Consider the following 15,031-nt stretch of genomic DNA (forward strand, 5'->3'; position numbering starts at 1 on the left):
GCCCAGAACGCCATCCTGGCCGCGGAGAACCGCGCTTTCTACACCGACCCGGGCATCTCCTTCACCGGCATCGTGCGGGCGGCGTGGAACAACCTGACCGGTGGCTCGACCCAGGGTGCCTCCACCACCGAACGACGGCACCACCTGAACCACCGCACCGCCAGCACCACGTCCACGCACATCGTCCGGGCCCGGGTCGGGTCCGTCGGAGGGAGTCAGTCCATGGCATCGGTCAAGGTCGCCATCGTCGGCGTCGGCAACTGCGCCGCGTCGCTCGTCCAGGGCGTCGAGTACTACCGGGACGCCGACGAGACCGCGTCGGTCCCCGGCCTCATGCACGTCCGGTTCGGCGACTACCACGTCTCCGACGTCGAGTTCGTCGCCGCGTTCGACGTCGACGCCAAGAAGGTCGGCCGCGACCTCTCCGAGGCGATCGTCGCCAGCGAGAACAACACCATCAAGATCGCCGACGTGCCGCCGCTGGGCGTCACCGTGCAGCGCGGCACCACCCTCGACGGGCTGGGCAAGTACTACCGCGAGATCGTCGAGGAGTCCGACGACCAGCCGGTCGACATGGTCACCGCGCTGCGGGAGTCCGGCGCCGACGTCGTCGTCTGCTACCTCCCGGTCGGCTCCCAGCTGGCCGCGGAGTTCTACGCCCAGGCCGCGATCGACGCCGGCGTCGCCTTCGTCAACGCGCTGCCGGTCTTCCTCGCCGGCACCAAGGAGTGGGCGGACAAGTTCACCGCCGCCGGGGTGCCGATCGTCGGTGACGACATCAAGAGCCAGGTCGGCGCCACCATCACCCACCGGGTGCTGGCCAAGCTGTTCGAGGACCGCGGCGTGCAGCTGGACCGCACGATGCAGCTCAACGTCGGCGGCAACATGGACTTCAAGAACATGCTCGAGCGGGAGCGCCTGGAGTCCAAGAAGATCTCCAAGACCCAGTCGGTCACCAGCCAGGTCGACCGGGACATGGGCAAGGGCAACGTGCACATCGGCCCGTCGGACCACGTGCCGTGGCTCTCGGACCGCAAGTGGGCCTACGTCCGCCTGGAGGGGCGCGCGTTCGGCGACGTCCCGCTGAACCTGGAGTACAAGCTCGAGGTCTGGGACTCCCCGAACTCGGCCGGCATCATCATCGACGCCGTCCGGGCCGCGAAGATCGCCAAGGACCGGGGCATCGGCGGGCCGATCCTGTCCGCGTCGTCCTACTTCATGAAGAGCCCGCCGGAGCAGTACAGCGACAGCGAGGCCCGGGACGCCGTCGAGGCCTTCATCCGCGGCGACGTCGAGCGCTGACGAAGCACCACGGTCAGCGGACGGCCCGTGCCCCCTCGGGGGTGCGGGCCGTTCCGCGTCCGGGCCCCGGCCCGGCTCCTAGTGTTGGGGCATGCCGCTGCGTCGCCCGCCCCTGGTCGTGCCCTCCCTGCTGGTGGCACTGGCCCTGCTGGCCGGGTGCGGGGACGACGAGACCGCCGAGCGCGTGCCCGGCGACCCCGTGACCACCCAGGAGGCCGAGGTCCTCGGTCAGGTGCTCGCCGCCGACCTCGAGGAGGGCGGCGCCGACTTCGAGGTGACCGCCCCCTACGCCGAGGGCGCCGTCCTCACGCTCACCGGCGAGATCGACTTCGCCGAGGGGATCGGGCGGGCGCAGGCCGTCACCAGCTACGCCGACGGGCACCCCGAGGACACCCGCACCCTCTTCTTCACCGGCGAGGACCTCTGGCAGGGCGACGTCCCCGGGCTGACCGAGGCGCTCGAGGAGGCCGGCCTCCCGCCCGCCACGTACGTGCGCCGCCCGATCGCCACCACGCAGGCCGGCGGCACGGCCTCGCTGCTGGACGTGTTGGTCCAGATGGTGCCCAAGCTCGCCGCCCCGACGGCCGACGACCCGCGGTCCTTCGCGGGCTACACCTGGGCGGGCAGCCAGTCGATCAACGGGGAGCTGGCCTCGGTCTTCCAGAACCCGACGGGGACGACGATCGCCGTGGCCGCCGACAGCGAGCTGCTGGTCCAGTACTCCACCACGCTGCAGGACGTCCCGGTCACCATCACCCTGGCCGACCACGGCGAGCGGGAGATCACGCTCCCGGCCGACAGCGACACGGTGAGCCTCGTCGAGCACCCGGACCTCGCGGCGGCGCTGGGCCTGTAGCCACGACGGGCTGGAGACAGAGCAGGAGGGGGCGGCCTCTTCCCCAGGTCGCCCCCTCCTGCGGTCCCCTTCCTACCAGCCCGCGACCGGATCCGGGAGTCGACACGCGGTCATGGCTGCCCGGGAGTGGGTTCAGTTGGCGGAGGGGTCCGCCGGGGCGGTGGAGAGCACGGCCAGCCGGCCCGACTGGCGGCGCAGCACCGACCGCCACAGCTCGGGTCCGGACGCGCCGGTCAGCACGTCGGCGGGGATGCCGGTGACGCAGGCCCAGGCGCCCTCGGCCAGCTCGCCGGCCAGCTGCCCGGCCGACCACCCGGCGTAGCCGGCGAACACCCGTAGACCACCGATCTCGCCGTCCAGCTCCGCCGGGTCGCTGTCCAGGTCGACCAGGTGCACCGCGCCGGCGACCTCACGGAGCCCGCTGTCGTCCGGCAGCGGCGTGCTGCCCCGGCGGGTGGCCAGGCACAGGGCGGTGTCGGCCTCGCAGGGCCCGCCCACGTGGAAGACACCCGGCTCGACGGCCAGCTCCGACCACCCCGGCAGGACGTCGCCGATCCGGACCTCGCTCGGCCGGCCGAGCACGACGCCGATGGTGCCGGTGTCGGCGTGGTCCAGGACGTAGACGACCGCCCCGGCGAAGGTGGGATCGGTCAGGGCCGGCATCGCGACCAGCAGGGAGCCCGGCCGGACGTCGTCCAGCGAGCCGACCGACAGGGCCGGTACGCCGGTACGCCGGCCCGGCCCCGCAGCCTGATCAGCTGCGGGACGACGTTCGGGGTCGGGTGACGAGGGCACCGGGTTCATCGCCTCCCAGTGTGCATCAGGGAGGACCCGGAGGGGTGGCCGATCCGCCCGCCTCCTGACCGCCCGACCTCGGCTGCCGCCCGGCCACGGGCGACGTAGTGTGGCTGGGATGCAGCAGGCGCCCACCACCGTGCGGCACCTGCTGCTGCGCGCCGACTTCCGCCGGCTGCTGGCCACCCGGCTGTCCTCGCAGTTCGGTGACGGCGTCTTCCAGGCCGCGCTGGCCGGCACGGTGCTGTTCAACCCCCAGCAGGCCACGAACCCCATCGACGTCGCGGCCGGCTTCGCCGTGCTGCTGCTGCCGTACTCGCTGGTCGGTCCGTTCGCCGGGGTGTGGCTGGACCGCTGGAGCCGCCGGCAGGTGCTGCTGGTCGCCAACGTCGTGCGCGCGGTCCTCGTGGTGGCGGTCGCTGCGCTCGTGCTGGCCGGGATCCAGGGGATCGGGTTCTACGTCGCCGGGCTGCTGGTGTTCTCGGTCAACCGCTTCGTGCTCTCCGCGCTCTCCGCCGGGCTGCCGCACGTCACCGACGCACCCTCACTGGTCTCGGCGAACGCGCTGTCCACGACGTCCGGGGCGGTGGCCGGCGTGCTGGGCGGTGGGGTCGCCATCGGCGCGACCGCGCTCGTCGGCTCCGGCAGCGGCGGCTACGCCGGCCTGGCCCTGGCCTCGGCGGTGCCCTACCTGGTGGCCTCCGCCGTCGTCTCCCGCTTCCCGCGCGGCCACCTCGGCCCCGACCACCTCAGCCTGGCCGCCACGGTCAGCGCCCGCGACGTGCTGCACGGGATGGTGGCCGGTGCGCGGCACATGCTGGCGCACCCCCCGGCGACGGCCATCCTGTCGGTGATGGCGGTGCACCGGCTCATGTACGGGCTGCTGACCCTCATGACGCTGCTGCTCTACCGCAACTCCTTCGCCGACGACACCGGGCTGTTCCCGGGCGGGCTGGCCGGGCTGGGCCAGGTGCTCGCGGCCGGCGCCGCCGGCACCCTCCTGGCGGCCGCGGTGACGCCGTGGGCGGTGCGCCGGTGGGGCAAGGCGGCCTGGGTGGTCGGGCTGCTGGTGCTCGGCGGCACCGGCCAGCTGGTGCTGGGCGGGCTGTTCCGGCCGGTGGCGATCGTGGCCGCCGTCCTCGTCCTCGGGTTCGTCGCCCAGGGCATCAAGATCTGCGTCGACACCACGCTCCAGGAGGCGGTGGACGACGACTTCCGCGGCCGGGTCTTCTCCGTGTACGACACCCTGTTCAACGCCACGTTCGTGGTGGCGCTGCTGGCCGGGGCGTTCCTGATGCCGGCGTCGGGGGTCAGCTGGGTGCTGCTGGTCGGCATCGCCGCCGGTTACCTGCTCACCGCCGTGGTGTTCAGCCGCTGGGCCCGCGCCGAGGCCCGGCGCACCGACGACGCCCCGCTCGCCCTGCGGGTGTCGCTCACCCCGTAGTCAGCTGACCTGGTCGCGGCCCCGCCACCAGGCGAGCAGCTCCGCCTCGGCCTCCTCCGGCTCCAGCGGCCCGCGCTCCAGGCGCAGGTCCTTGAGGAAGCGCCAGGCCTCCCCGACCTCGCGACCCGGCGGGATCTCCAGCAGCTCCATGATCCGGTTGCCGTCCAGGTCCGGCCGCACCCGGGCCAGGTCCTCCAGCTCCGAGAGCTCCTGGATCCGCTGCTCCAGCGAGTCGTACGTCGCCGACAGCGCCGCTGCCCGCTTCCGGTTGCGGGTGGTGCAGTCGGACCGGACCAGCTTGTGCAGTCGCGGCAGCAGGTCACCGGCGTCGGTGACGTACCGGCGGACGGCGGAGTCGGTCCACTCGCCGCGGCCGTACCCGTGGAAGCGCAGGTGCAGGAAGGTCAGCCGGGACACCGCCTCGACGACGTCCTTCGGGTACTTCAACGCCAGCAGCCGCTTGCGCACCAGCTTCGCGCCGACCACCTCGTGGTGGTGGAAGGAGACCCGGCCCCGGGACTCGTGCCGGCGGGTGGCCGGCTTGCCGACGTCGTGCAGCAGCGCCGCCAGCCGCAGCACCAGGTCGGGGGACCCCGCAGCAGGGTCGGCCTTCTCCAGCGCGATCGCCTGGTCCAGCACGGTCAGCGAGTGGACGTAGACGTCCTTGTGCTGGTGGTGCTCGTCGATCTCCATCCGCAGCGCGGACAGCTCGGGCAGGACGACGTCGGCCAGCCCGGTGGAGACGAAGAGGTCCAGCGCCGGGCCGGGGGCGTCGTTGAGCAGCGTGCGGGAGAACTCGTGCTGCACCCGCTCGGCGGTGATCCGGCCGAGTTCGGGGGCGAGGGCGGTCATCGCCTCGACCACCTCGTCGTCCGGGGTCAGCCCCAGCTGGGCGACGAACCGGACGGCACGCAGCATCCGGAGCGGGTCGTCGGCGAAGGAGTCGACCGCCCGCCCCGGGGTGCGCAGCCGCCGCGCCAGCAGGTCGCCCAGCCCACCGAAGGGGTCGGTGACCGTGCGGTCGGGGCCCAGCGAGACCGCCATCGCGTTGACGGTGAAGTCGCGCCGGGCCAGGTCGTCGGTGAGCGAGGTGCCCCAGGCGACCTCCGGGTTGCGGGACTCCCGGTCGTAGCGGTCGGCGCGGAACGTGGTGATCTCCACCCGCTCGCCGCGCACCTCGGCGCCGACGGTGCCGAAGGCGATGCCGGTGTTCCACGTGGAACTGGCCCAGCCCCGGAGCACCTCGAGGGTCTGCTCCGGCCTCGCGTCGGTGGTCAGGTCGAGGTCGCCGGTGGGCAGCGGCCGTCCCGTCCCGGCCGCCAGCAGGGCGTCGCGCACCGAACCGCCCACGAGGTGCACCTCGTGGCCGGCTGCGGTGAACCGTTCGCCGAGGGCGACCAGCACGGGGGAGACCTCGACGAGCTCGCGCACCGTCTGCTGCACCGCCGCGGGGACGGGCGGGGGTGGTGGGGTCGGGCCGGAGGGGGCGCGACGCGACGGCTCGGTTGACACGACGGTCGAGGGTAGTGCCGTGTCGCGCGCTACCCTGCTGACATGGCTGGGACGGGCGGGCGGCAGCGCCCCGGCCGCCGGCTGCGTCGGGTCGACGAGACCTCGGCGGGGGGGCTGGTGGTCGCAGACGACGAGGTCACCGGGCCGCGCGCCGCGCTGATCGGCCGCACCGACCGCCGCGGGCGCCTGCTCTGGTCGCTGCCCAAGGGGCACATCGAGCAGGGCGAGACCCCGGAGGACACCGCCGTCCGCGAGGTCGCGGAGGAGACCGGCATCATCGGCCAGGTCGTCGCCCCGCTGGGCATCATCGACTTCTGGTTCGTCGCCGACGGCCGCCGCGTGCACAAGACGGTCCACCACTTCCTGCTCCGGGCCACCGGCGGTGCCCTGTCCGACGCCGACGTCGAGGTCACCGAGGTCGCCTGGGTGCCGCTGACCGAGCTCGGCGGGCGTCTGGCCTACGCCGACGAGCGTGCGCTGGTCGAGCGCGCGCCCGGCCTCCTGGCCGACAGCGCGTGACCCGGCGGGCCGCCGGCCGCGCCGGCGGCCGGCAGGTGCTGTTCGGCGCCCTCGTGACCGTGGTCGGCGGGCTGCTGGGCGTCCCGGCCGCGTCCGCCGCGCCCGGCGACACCGGCCGCGTGATCGGCTCGTCGGCCGACCGGCCCCTGGAGCTGACCCTGGACCGACTGGAGCCGCGGACCGTCACCCCCGGCGCCGCCGTCGAGGTCACCGCCACCCTGCGCAACGAGAGCACCGAGACCTACGAGGACCTGGAGGTGCGGCTGCAGCGGGGCGAGGTGCTGACCTCGCGCGGCCGGCTCGCCGCCGACCTCGCCCGGCCCGGTGACCACACCGCGGCGACCACGCCCTTCCTCGGGGTGTCCCCGGACGAGCTCGAGCCAGGGGAGGAGGTCTCGTTCACCTACCCCAGCACCGCCGACGCCCTGCAGCTCACCGCTGACGGCGTGTACCCGCTCCTGGTCAACGTCAACGGCACCCGGTCCGACGGGGTCACCGAGCGGGTGGCCGAGCTGTCCACCCACCTCGTCGTCCAGCCGGCGGTGCCGGCCACCCGGACGGGCGTGACGTGGCTCTGGCCGATCACCGACCGCCCGCACCGGGACGCCACCGGCGCCTTCACCGACGACGCGCTGGCCGCCCAGGTGGCCGAGGGCGGCCGGTTGGACCGGGTCCTGGAGACCGTCGAGCAGCTGCCGCGCACCACGGCCCCGACGCCGGCGGCGACCGAGCCCGTCGTGCCGGTGACCCTCGCCGTCGACCCGGCGCTGCTCGAGGAGCTGTCGGCCATGGCCGCCGGCCCCTACCTGGTGACCGGCCAGGAGGGCACGGGCACCGCTGACGCGGCCGGACTGCTGGAGCGACTGCGCCGACTGGCCGCCGACCACGACGTGGTGGCCCTCCCGTACGCCGACGCCGACGCCGACGCCCTGGTCGCGGCCGGCCGGCCGGATGCACTCCTCCGCACGTTGCCCGGTGAGGGCACCGCCCGTCAGCCCAGCACCGCAGACGGCGCCCTGGTCCCGGCGCCCGCGGCGGCCGGTCCGGCCGGGGAGACCGGCGCCGGGGCCGCGATCGTGGAGGAGGTGCTCGGGGTGGAGCCGCGCACCGACCTGGCCTGGCCGGCCGGTGGCACCGTCGACGAGACCACCCTGGCCACCCTGGTCGCCGGCGGGATCAGCACCGTGGCGCTGGCCGAGGACGGGCTGACCGACGGCAGCCGGGCGGTGGGGGACGACGGTGACCCGGCCGCCGCCCGCGGCGACCTGACGACCGACGGCGGGCCGGTCACCGCGCTGGTCGCCGACGGGGAACTGGCCGAGGCCGTCGAGGCCGCGGTCCTCCAGCCGGGGGCGAGCCGACTGGTCGAACAGCGCTACCTGGCCGAGCTCGCGGCGCTGCACGCCCAGCAGGCCGACGGCGTCGGCTCCACCGTGCTCGTCGCCCCACCCCGCTGGGTCGACCCGGACCCGGACACCGTGGCCGCGATGATGACCGACACGTACACCCAACCGTGGCTGGTCCCGCTCTCGGTGGCCGCAGCGGCCGACGGCCCGGCCGCCGACGTCGGGGAGCTGACCGGCACCGACCCGGACGTCCGACTGCCGGCCGCGACGGTGGCCGGGATCGTGGAGACCTCGCGGGTGCGGGACGACTTCGCCGCCGCCGTGGTCGGCGACGCCGACGAGGCGCTCGCCGGGTACGACGCGGCGATCGCCCGGGCGGCGTCCGCGCAGTGGCGGCGGGAGCCGGAGGTGTTCCCGTCCGTGGTCACCGACCTGCAGGGCACCGTCGCCCGGCTCCGCGAGCAGGTCACCCTGGTCTCCCCGGCCGATGGCACCTACACCCTCGCCTCCAGCGACGCCCCGCTGGTGCTCACCGTGCGCAACGACCTGCCCTTCGCCGTCGACGTGCGGCTGGACCTGCAGACCCGCAGCAACGTCGGTCTCGCCACCGAGGACATCGGCGTGCAGACGCTGGGGCCGGAGTCGCTCACCACGGTCGAGGTGCCCGCCGACGTCCAGCAGTCCGGGGGGTTCACCGTCACCGCACGGCTGACCACACCGGCCGGTGGCCCGCTGGGCGAGCCGGTGCAGCTGCAGGTGCGGAGCACCGCGTACGGCCCGATCACCCTGGCGATCACCCTCGGCGCCGCCGCGCTGCTGGCCCTGCTCTTCCTCCGCCGGGCGGTGCGCTTCGTGCTGCGCCGCCGGCGCGGTGAGCCGGTCCCCACCGCCGACGGGGCGGCCGGCCTGCCGCCCACCCGGAGCCCGGTGTGAGCGGCGGCCCACCGGCCGGGTCGGAGGACCAGCGCAGCGGGTCACCCGACGCCCGGCCCCGGACGCCCGCACCGCTGCCCCCGCCTCCGTACCGCGGGGCACAGCCCGGTCCGCCGACCACCGCCGTCCCGGCGCCGGTGGTCGGCAACCAGCCCGAGACGCTGGCCCCCTCGCTCTCCCCGCGACCGTTGCCACCGCCACCCGCCGGCTACCCGGCGGCGCGGCCGACGGGGGACCGCTCGGCCGACGCCGCCCGCCGGCGTGCCGTGCTGCCCCCGGTGCCGCCACCGGCGCGGCCCCGGCGCTTCGTGCCCGGCCCGGACGACACCCAGCTCATCCCGGTCATCCCGGCGGTGCCGCGCTACCTCGAGGACGAGCCGGAGGACCCCGAGGTCCGCCAGGGTCGCTCCGGTGGCAGCGGCGGCATCCTGCGCGCGGCCGGGACGATGGCCGTGGCGAGCCTGGTCTCCCGGCTGACCGGCTTCCTGCGCACCGTGGTGCTCACCGCCGCGCTGGGCTTCGGGCTGGTCGGCAACGCCTACACCGTGGCGAACACGCTGCCCAACATCGTCTACGAGCTGCTGCTCGGCGGGGTGCTGACGTCTGTCGTCGTCCCGTTGCTGGTCAGCGCGCAGGAACGGGACGCCGACGGCGGCGTGCGGTACACCCAGCGGCTGCTCACCCTGGCCACCGTCGGCCTGGCCGCGCTCACCGTCGTCGCCGTGCTCGCGGCCCCCGCGCTGACCTGGCTGATGGGCATCCGGGAGGACCCGGGGCAGGTGGAGCTGGCCAACTGGCTGGCCCGGATCCTGCTGGTGGAGATCGTCTTCTACGGGATCGGAGCGCTGGCGACGGCGGTGCTCAACTCCCGGCAGGTGTTCGGGCCGCCCGCCTGGGCACCGGTGCTCAACAACGTCGTGGTCATCGCCACCGGCGCGGTGTTCCTCCTGGCGTCCGGGCCGGGTGACCTGACGCCGGTCACCATCAGCGCCTTCCAGGTCTGGCTGCTGGGCATCGGCACCACCCTGGGCATCGCCGTCCAGGCGTTCGTGCTGCTGCCGCTGCTGGGCCGCAACGGCGTGCCGCTGCGGCCCCGCTGGGGGCTGCGGGGCACCGGCCTGGGCGAGGCCGGCACGCTCGGGCTCTGGGTGATCGGTTACGTACTGGTCAGCCAGATCGGGGTCGTCGTCGCCAGCATCGTGGCCAACGCCGCAGCCGACGCCGGCGGCCTCGGGCCGATGGCGTTCGCCAACGCCAGCCTGCTGTTCCAGATGCCCTACGGGATCATCGGCGTCGCACTGCTCACCGCACTCCTGCCCCGGATGAGCCGGGCGGCAGCGCGCCGCGACATGGACGGCGTCGTCTCCGACCTCTCGCTCGGCACCCGCCTGTCGGCGACCGGCCTCCTGCCGGTGACCGCCCTGCTGATGGTCCTGGGCCCCGCCGTGGGCATCGTGGCCTTCGCCCGGGGGAACGCCGACGTCGCCGATGCCCGCGGGGTGGGCGTCGCCCTCGCGCTCGGCGCGTTCGGGCTGCTGCCGATGGCGGTGACGCTGCTCCAGCTGCGGGTGTTCTATGCCATGAAGGACGCCCGGACCCCGACGCTCATCCAGGTGGCGATGGTCGCCGTCCGGGTGCCGCTGCTGCTGCTCGTGCCGGTGCTGGTCGACCCGGAGCACGTCGTGGCCGGGCTGATGATCGCGACCAGCGCCACCTACGTGGCCGGCTGGGTGGTGGGCGCGATCGCCCTGGAGCGCAAGCTCGGGGTGCGGGCCAGCGCCGAGGCAGGCACCACGGTGCTGCGGATGACCGCGGTCTCGGCCGTCGCCGGGGCCCTCGGCTGGGCCGCCGTGTCGCTCGCGGGCAGGTCACTGGGCACCTCGGTACCGGGCTCGCTCGGGACGGTCGTCCTCGGTACCGTGGTCATCGGCAGCGCGGTCGTCGCGGGTGCCGTGATGGCCGGTGTCCCGGAGCTCCGTGGGGTGCTGGCCGGGGTCCGGGCTCGACTCGGCCGCTCACGGTGACCAGAAGATCTCGGGCCAGAACCGGGGGCGCCGTTCCCGGCCGTGAACGAGCAGGGGGTCGGCAGCGTCCGTGACGTCGACGACAACCGGCCTGCCCGACCGCTACCGCCCGCTGGACCAGGTGGCGCCCGACGAGGAGACGCCCACCGGCGTCATCCGCACCTGGCGCGCCCGTGACCGGGTGCTCAACCGTGACGTGGCGTTGCGGGTGCACACCCCCGGCGGCCCGGCCGCGCGGGAGTGGATCAACCGCGCGCTGACCGCCGGTGGGCTGGCCACCCCCGCGCTGGCGATGGTCTACGACGCCGCCGAGGGCACCGGCCGCACCGAGCCCGGCGGCGCCGCCTACGTCGTCAACGAGTGGATCGAGGGCATCCGGCTCTCCGACCGGCTCGCCACCGAGGGCCCGCTGTCCGAGCGCGAGGCGCGCGCGGTGGTCCGCCGGCTGGCCGAGGGGGTCGCGGAGGCCCATCGGGTGGGCCTGGCCGTCGGCGGCCTCACGCCCGAGCACGTCGTGCTGCGTCCCGGCGGCCTGGTCGGCCTGCTGTCGGTGCCGGCGGCCAGCGGCACCGAGAAGGGCGACATCAGCGCCCTGGGGGCGCTGCTGGAGCTGTGCCTGACCGGCCTGCCCGGCGCCCAGCCCGCCGAGATCTCCTCGCCCGACCTCGCCGCGCTGGTGCGCCGGGCCCGGTCCACCGACCCGGCCACCGGGCTGTCGAGCGTGACCACGATGGTCTCGCTGCTCGTCGAGCGTCCCCGTACCGGCCCGCAGGAGACCGCCCGGCCCGACGGCCTCACCGACAGCGGGTGGGTGCGCCGCCTGCGCGACCGGCGCGACCTGGCCGATGCCGACGAGGCCGACGACGACTCGGACCAGCCGGTCCGCCTGGTGCGGAACCACCTGCCGCCCGTCCCCGGGGCCTCGCTGCCCCGCCCGCTGTCCGCCGGCCCCGCCGGGTACGGCGCCGACGCCGAGCGCGACCTCGTCCTCGACGAGACCTTCGTGGCCGAGGACGACGGCGTCGCCGAGCGCGAGACGGCGTCGTCCGCCCGGCGGCGACTGGCCGTGATCGGGCTGCCGGTGCTGGCGCTGGCCCTGGTCGTGGCCATCGGCTGGTGGTTCGGCACCAACGTGCTCTCCGTGGCCGGGAGCGTCGAGGGCGGTCCGAGCGGGTCGACGCCGGAGTCCAGCACGACCGCCGCGGCCGCCCCGGCACCCGGTGAGGAGCCGGCACCGGCCCCGCCGGCCGCCGGCGCCCCGGTGCCCCTCACCGGCGCTGCGGTGTTCGACCCGTTCGGCGACGGCGAGCCCGAGAACGACGCCGAGGTCCCGCTGTCCTTCGACGGCGACCCGGGCACCGCGTGGTCGACGCTGAACTACCGGGGCTCGGCCGACTTCGGCAACCTGAAGCCCGGCGTCGGTGTGCTGTACGACCTGGGCAGCGAGCAGACGGTGAGCAGCGTCGCGCTGCAGACGACCCGCCCCGGGTCGACCGTGGAGGTGCGCACCGGCGGCTCACCGGAGGCCGGGCTGGAGGCGTTCGACGTCGCCGCCTCCGCGGAGCTGACCGGCGAGGACGTGCTGGAGTTCGCCGAGCCGGCGACCACCCGGTACGTGCTGGTGTGGGTGACCAGCCTGGTCCCCGTCGACGAGGGCTTCAGCGCCGACCTGGCCGAGGTCGGCGTCACCGCAGCCGGCTGAGGGGGAACCCGCAGGGAATGCCCGACCTACCCTGTCCGTTGTGCCGCCTGTGACGAGCAACGACCCCACTCCCGGCCTGACGGTCCCGACCAGTGCCGCCCCGGAGATCCCTCCGGCCGAGCACGACGGGATCCGCGACCTGATCATCATCGGGTCCGGTCCCGCCGGGTACACCGCTGCCACGTACGCCGCCCGCGCGAACCTGCACCCCCTCGTGTTCGAGGGGTCCCAGTTCGGCGGTGCACTGATGACCACCACCGAGGTCGAGAACTTCCCCGGCTTCCCCGAGGGGGTCCAGGGCCCGCAGCTCATGGACGACATGCGCACCCAGGCCGAGCGCTTCGGCGCCGAGCTGGTCGCCCGGGACGTGACCGAGGTCGACCTCACCGTCGACCCGAAGATCATCAAGGTCGGCGACGAGGTGCACCTCGCGCACGCCGTCATCGTCGCCACCGGCTCCAAGTACCGGTACCTCGGGCTGGACAACGAGCAGCGACTGCTCGGCCGCGGCGTCTCCGCCTGCGCCACCTGCGACGGCTTCTTCTTCCGCGACCAGGACATCGCGGTCGTCGGCGGCGGCGACTCGGCGATGGAGGAGGCCACCTTCCTCACCCGCTTCGCCAAGTCGGTCACCGTCGTGCACCGCCGCGAGGAGCTGCGCGCGTCGAAGATCATGGTCAAGCGCGCGCAGGACAACGAGAAGATCCGCTGGGCGCTGGGCAAGCAGGTCACCGAGGTGCACGGTGACACCACCGTCGAGGCGGTCGAGCTGACCGACGTGGCCACCGGCGCGACGGAGCAGCTCCCGGTCTCCGGCATGTTCGTCGCCATCGGCCACGACCCCCGCACCGAGCTCTTCGTCGGGCAGCTGAAGCTGGACGACGAGGGGTACGTGGTGGTCTCCCACCCGACGACCGACACCAGCATCAACGGCGTCTTCGCCTGCGGCGACGTCGTCGACCACATCTACCGGCAGGCGATCACCTCGGCCGGCACCGGCGCCGCCGCGGCCATCGACGCCGAGCGCTGGCTCGCCGAGACCTTCGACGAGCGCTGAACCACAGACTGCGCTGAACCACAGACTGCACCGTCCCCTCTGAGCAAGGAGCAGCACCATGGCAGGCAAGAACACCGTGACCGTCACCGACTCGAGCTTCGCCACTGACGTCCTGGGCAGCGACAAGCCCGTGCTGGTCGACTTCTGGGCCGAGTGGTGCGGGCCGTGCAAGATGGTCGCCCCCGTGCTGGAGGAGATCGCGGCCGAGCACGCCGACAAGCTGACGATCGCCAAGCTCAACATCGACGAGAACCCGCAGATCGCCCGCGACTACCAGGTCATGTCGATCCCGACCATGACGGTCTTCCAGGGTGGCAAGCCGGTCAAGAGCATCATCGGCGCCAAGCCCAAGGGCGCCATCCTGTCGGACCTGTCCGACTACCTCTGATCCGTCGGGCCGGCCACCGGCCGACGCGGCACCGCAGCTCCCGCGCTGCGGCGCGGATCGCATGGTGAGGCCCGCCCGTCCCCCCGGACCGGCGGGCCTCACCCGTTGCGGGGACGGTCACCCGGACAGGGGAGCCGGGTCACCCGGTGCACTGCCCGGTCGTGCACACCCGCCACAATCGTCTCCAGCGGCCGCAACCGGCCGTCCTGACCCGAGCGAGGAGCGACGACCTGCGCATGGACGTCCTGCGACCTGGCAGCACCGGTCCCGCCGTGGCGGAGGTGCAGGCCATGCTCCGTTCCCTCGGCCTGCTGACCGATGAGCCGGAGCGACCAGAGCGTCCGGACGACGCGGGCTACGACGCAGCGACCGAGCTCGCCGTCCGGCACTTCCAGCAGGTGCGCGGGCTCTCCGTCGACGGCCGGGTGGGTGACGAGACCTACCGGGCACTGCACGAGGCACGCTGGTCCCTGGGCGACCGGCTGCTGCGGTTCGACCCGGAGCGGCCGACCCGGGGGGACGACGTCCGCCGGCTGCAGGAGCTGCTCCTCGAACTCGGCTACGACGCCGGCCGGGCCGACGGCATGCTGGGTGCCGACACGGAGCTGGGCCTGCGGGCCTTCCAGCGCGACTACGGGTTGACCGCCGACGGCACGTGCGGTCCGGCGACGCTGCGCGCGCTCAAGCAGCTGGGACGCCGGGTCACCGGCGGCCGGCCGCAGCTGCTGCGGCAGAGCGCCTCGCTGGTCGACTCCGGGCCACACCTCATCGGCCGGGTCATCGTCATCGACCCCGGCCACGGCGGTGCGGACAGCGGGTACACGGCCGGGGAGACCACCGAGGCCGACCTGGTCTTCGACCTCGCCTCCCGGATCGAGGGCCGGCTGGCCGCCGCGGGTGCCACGGTGTACCTCACCCGCGGCCGCACCGTGGGCCAGACCGCCGAGGACCGCACCGCCTTCGCCAACCAGGCTCGTGCCGACCTCTTCCTCTCCCTGCACATGGAGGCCCACGGGTCGGCGCACGCCCGCGGCGTCGCCAGCTACTACTACGGCACCGGCTCCGGGGCGAGCTCCACGGTCGGCGAGGAGTTCGCCAACCTGGTGCGCCGCGAGGTCATCGCCCGCACCGGCATGCTCGACTGTGGCTCCCA

The 15,031-nt window shown here is 74.3% G+C and carries 12 protein-coding genes and 1 pseudogene; 11 read left to right on the forward strand and 2 right to left on the reverse strand.

Annotated elements, in window-relative coordinates:
• Window positions 1–15: 15 nt before the first annotated feature.
• From G5C62_RS29045 to G5C62_RS20395, 3 genes and pseudogenes are all read left to right on the forward strand, one after another.
• Window positions 16–117: pseudogene (locus tag G5C62_RS29045) on the forward strand (transglycosylase domain-containing protein); the annotation flags it as partial.
• Between the two features lie 105 nt (window positions 118–222).
• A complete protein-coding gene (locus G5C62_RS20390) occupies window positions 223–1,302 on the forward strand; it encodes an inositol-3-phosphate synthase (RefSeq protein ID WP_036333045.1) in 1,080 nt (359 codons plus the stop codon).
• Between the two features lie 91 nt (window positions 1,303–1,393).
• Window positions 1,394–2,158 (forward strand): hypothetical protein, encoded by a 765-nt coding sequence (locus G5C62_RS20395; protein WP_164702445.1) that lies wholly within the window; start codon window positions 1,394–1,396, stop codon window positions 2,156–2,158.
• Between the two features lie 132 nt (window positions 2,159–2,290).
• Here G5C62_RS20395 and G5C62_RS20400 read toward each other — a convergent pair whose 3' ends face one another.
• On the reverse strand, window positions 2,291–2,962 hold the full coding sequence (locus G5C62_RS20400; RefSeq protein WP_164702446.1) for a YqgE/AlgH family protein: 672 nt from the start codon (window positions 2,960–2,962) through the stop codon (window positions 2,291–2,293).
• Window positions 2,963–3,071: 109 nt separating this feature from the next.
• On the opposite strand from G5C62_RS20400, the gene G5C62_RS20405 reads away from it, so the two are divergent.
• Window positions 3,072–4,397, forward strand: a complete 1,326-nt coding sequence (locus G5C62_RS20405) for an MFS transporter (RefSeq protein ID WP_164702447.1) — start codon at window positions 3,072–3,074, stop codon at window positions 4,395–4,397.
• Here the strand turns inward: G5C62_RS20405 and G5C62_RS20410 are convergent, their stop codons facing one another.
• Complete coding sequence (locus tag G5C62_RS20410; protein ID WP_241176025.1) at window positions 4,398–5,909, reverse strand: CCA tRNA nucleotidyltransferase; 1,512 nt, start codon at window positions 5,907–5,909, stop codon at window positions 4,398–4,400.
• Between the two features lie 42 nt (window positions 5,910–5,951).
• On the opposite strand from G5C62_RS20410, the gene G5C62_RS20415 reads away from it, so the two are divergent.
• The 7 genes from G5C62_RS20415 to G5C62_RS20445 form a co-directional block, all read left to right on the forward strand.
• A complete protein-coding gene (locus G5C62_RS20415; protein ID WP_036333049.1) occupies window positions 5,952–6,428 on the forward strand; it encodes an NUDIX hydrolase in 477 nt (158 codons plus the stop codon).
• Window positions 6,425–8,707, forward strand: coding sequence for a DUF6049 family protein (locus tag G5C62_RS20420; protein WP_164702448.1), 2,283 nt, complete (start codon window positions 6,425–6,427; stop codon window positions 8,705–8,707). The genes G5C62_RS20415 and G5C62_RS20420 overlap by 4 nt, the downstream gene beginning before the upstream one ends.
• Window positions 8,704–10,731 (forward strand): murein biosynthesis integral membrane protein MurJ, encoded by a 2,028-nt coding sequence (gene murJ, locus G5C62_RS20425; protein ID WP_241176026.1) that lies wholly within the window; start codon window positions 8,704–8,706, stop codon window positions 10,729–10,731. Before G5C62_RS20420 ends, murJ begins: the two co-directional genes overlap by 4 nt.
• Before the next feature lie 70 nt (window positions 10,732–10,801).
• Complete coding sequence (locus G5C62_RS20430; RefSeq protein WP_164702449.1) at window positions 10,802–12,433, forward strand: protein kinase family protein; 1,632 nt, start codon at window positions 10,802–10,804, stop codon at window positions 12,431–12,433.
• Window positions 12,434–12,539: 106 nt separating this feature from the next.
• Window positions 12,540–13,490: a thioredoxin-disulfide reductase gene (gene trxB / locus G5C62_RS20435; RefSeq protein WP_206330754.1), complete on the forward strand. Its 951-nt coding sequence runs from the start codon at window positions 12,540–12,542 to the stop codon at window positions 13,488–13,490.
• A gap of 58 nt (window positions 13,491–13,548) precedes the next feature.
• Complete coding sequence (gene trxA / locus G5C62_RS20440) at window positions 13,549–13,878, forward strand: thioredoxin (protein ID WP_036333052.1); 330 nt, start codon at window positions 13,549–13,551, stop codon at window positions 13,876–13,878.
• A 290-nt stretch (window positions 13,879–14,168) separates the two neighbouring features.
• A partial coding sequence (locus G5C62_RS20445) for a peptidoglycan-binding protein (RefSeq protein ID WP_241176028.1) occupies window positions 14,169–15,031 on the forward strand: 863 nt, incomplete at its 3' end.

Source organism: Modestobacter sp. KNN46-3 (genome assembly GCF_011039295.1).

Excerpts from the sequence above, each read along its gene's own strand:
- G5C62_RS20390 (WP_036333045.1), top strand. The coding sequence starts at position 223 with ATGGCATCGGTCAAGGTCGCCATCGTCGGCGTCGGCAACTGCGCCGCG.
- G5C62_RS20395 (WP_164702445.1), top strand. The coding sequence starts at position 1,394 with ATGCCGCTGCGTCGCCCGCCCCTGGTCGTGCCCTCCCTGCTGGTGGCA.
- G5C62_RS20400 (WP_164702446.1), bottom strand. The coding sequence starts at position 2,962 with ATGAACCCGGTGCCCTCGTCACCCGACCCCGAACGTCGTCCCGCAGCT.
- G5C62_RS20405 (WP_164702447.1), top strand. The coding sequence starts at position 3,072 with ATGCAGCAGGCGCCCACCACCGTGCGGCACCTGCTGCTGCGCGCCGAC.
- G5C62_RS20415 (WP_036333049.1), top strand. The coding sequence starts at position 5,952 with ATGGCTGGGACGGGCGGGCGGCAGCGCCCCGGCCGCCGGCTGCGTCGG.
- trxA (WP_036333052.1), top strand. The coding sequence starts at position 13,549 with ATGGCAGGCAAGAACACCGTGACCGTCACCGACTCGAGCTTCGCCACT.